1 protein-coding gene and 1 pseudogene are annotated in these 2,426 nt (G+C 46.2%); both read right to left on the bottom strand.

The window, feature by feature from the left end; translation table 11 throughout:
- A pseudogene (locus tag AC0QHF_RS23500) lies at nucleotides 1–935 on the bottom strand (hypothetical protein); the annotation flags it as partial.
- 648 nt (nucleotides 936–1,583) lie between these two features.
- Nucleotides 1,584–2,426: bluetail domain-containing putative surface protein (locus tag AC0QHF_RS23495; RefSeq protein ID WP_324706689.1), on the bottom strand; the 843-nt coding region annotated here is incomplete at its 5' end.

Raw genomic sequence — 2,426 nt, 5'->3', positions numbered from 1 at the left:
TAATCGTCTAAAGTCACCGTAAATTGAGCCGTTCCGTCCGCTTCGCCGACTTCGACCCCGGAAATGTCGATTTGGGGGAGGTTTTCATAGCTATAGTCCGAAGTCGAACTATAATCATAGGTGGAGCTATAGGTATCGTCCCAATAGCTATAGTCCGAAGTCGAAGCATAATCATAGGTGGAGCTATAGGTATCGTCCCAATAGCTATAGTCCGAAGTCGAACTATAATCATAGGTGGAGCTATAGGTGTCGTCCCAGTAGCTATAGTCCGAAGTCGAACCGCAACCGCAGGTCGAGCTAGTGTAATCTCCTAGATTAGCCTCTACTTCAACCAACCCACCCAGAATCTGCACCCGGTCATCCTGATACTTTAGCTGGGTCGCATCCACCGAACTCAGTACATCCCCGCGAACCAACCGCATCAATAACTCACCTTCATCTCCCGGCGAGTCTATCTCGTTTAACTCGGAGTCAATATAATGTCCCAATTCTTCTGTCAGCACATCCACTAAATTGGGAGATGGCATGGCAGCATCCATAACATCCGTATTTTCAACGTTCATTAAGGTGTCGGATAAATACACCGTACCTGTGAGGGAATCAAACCCCCCGTTCGCACCATTCATCAAGTCCGCTGAAACGACCACAATCTCTGGAACTTCAGCATCGTCATGTAAAGCATCAATTATTGTTTGACTCAAATTGACATCCGTATATTCACCGAAAATCGTTTTTAAATCGGCTTCAAAATTGGGAGAGGTAGTAAACTCACTGAAATTTTGCTTCACGCGAGTTAATGCCGCCTCAATTGTCCTGGTCTCCATCCGTGTTGATACGGAGAAATCACCTATCAATATCGCGGGTGACAAGATATTCAGAGAGTCCGCCTGCTCGGTCAATCGAATATCGAACAGTGAGTCAGGATTGTCTATCATCTCAACCAAAATTTTGTGTCTTGTCTTCAAGTTTAACAGACAACCCAAAAAACAGTTGTCACACTTCTGTTGTACGAATGGGGGCGAACCCGTTCCCATCGTCAATTATCGGATATGGGGAATTTCGGTGAGGTCAAGATTGGGTGGACTCCCCGTTCATTTTCCATCACCCCAACCGCTGAAGTTTTACGCAAATTCGAGGGAATTGTAACATTTATTTACAAATGCGCCATAGCTGTTGTCATCAAGGTTGGGGCTTTCTTGAGTGGCTGAAACGCCGGGATATAGGGCTGTGGGCTTCTGAGTGGGGAGTAGGGAGTAGGGAACTGAAACTGCTTTTCTATAACGGTTTGAATGTTTCTGGTCTGATTCAAACTGTGAACACACGAGGGCGATACTTGCGATATCAGTCATAATCCTGCTGTCCTTTGCCCGCTCTGGCAGTACGTATTTATATTGGGACGCATTTTCCCTCTGTGTTCCTCCGTGCCGGTCGCGGTCAAAAGTTCTTGCCGTCCTCAAATTTAACCGCATTTTTAAATGAGAATAGGGGGGAAGGTGGGACGGGTTAAGAATAGATCAAAAAATGCGATCGCACTTTCCTCAAAAAATGCGATCGCACTTGGGTTTAACCGTAACTACAGAGGATTAAAGGGCAAAGAAATCCTCAACAGAAATATTTCCCAATTCCGGTAAATCTCCACTGTAACCCGTGATATTGACAACCAAATCATTTTGGCGCTGAAAACCCGCAACGTCATCATTAATAACCAAATAAGTGCCAGAAATTTTGCGGTTTGTTGCCCGGACTAAAGCCGCACTATTGATTCCCAACTCCTGGTTTCCATCTCGGGCTCCATTCGCATCCTCAAACACTCGATTGACAACCTGAGCCAAAGTTTGAGCCTTGTTATTGCCGGCACGGGTAAAACGGCTCGGAGCATCCATCTCGTCTCCCCCTTGGGTGAGCAGGTCGATTTTATCGGTGCCGATTTCCAGGTCAGCAATAGCATCAGGGCGGGCGACCCGGGATTGTCCGAACTGAAATATAAAGGTATCTGCACCACCATTTCCGGTCAGATTATCCTGACCTGTACCACCATTGAGGCTGTCATTACCCTCCAATCCGCTGATGGTATCGTTTCCTCCTTTCCCATCAATCAAATCCGGGCCGTCCGTTCCGATTAAGCTATCATTGGCACGAGTTCCTGTGAGAGTTTCTGACCCAGTATTTTCACTCGTTTCTAACTTCCACAGTTCCACCCCATGTGCTTTATCTCTTGCCGTATAATAAAGGCCAGAACTAGATGATTGCAGCTCTAATGAGGACATTTTCCCTAAATTTTGAACCCGTTCAGTTCCTCTGGGGGTTCCATCAGTTTTCCACAACTCGTAAACATCGGGAGTGGCATCCTTTCCATCATCCTTAACCGTCGTGAAATACAGTTCATCTTCATCAAACCAAGAGTAGAAACTATTGACCCCAGACTC

This window comes from Lyngbya sp. CCY1209 (genome assembly GCF_055795065.1).
This window is presented reverse-complemented; position numbering and strand designations above follow the sequence as displayed.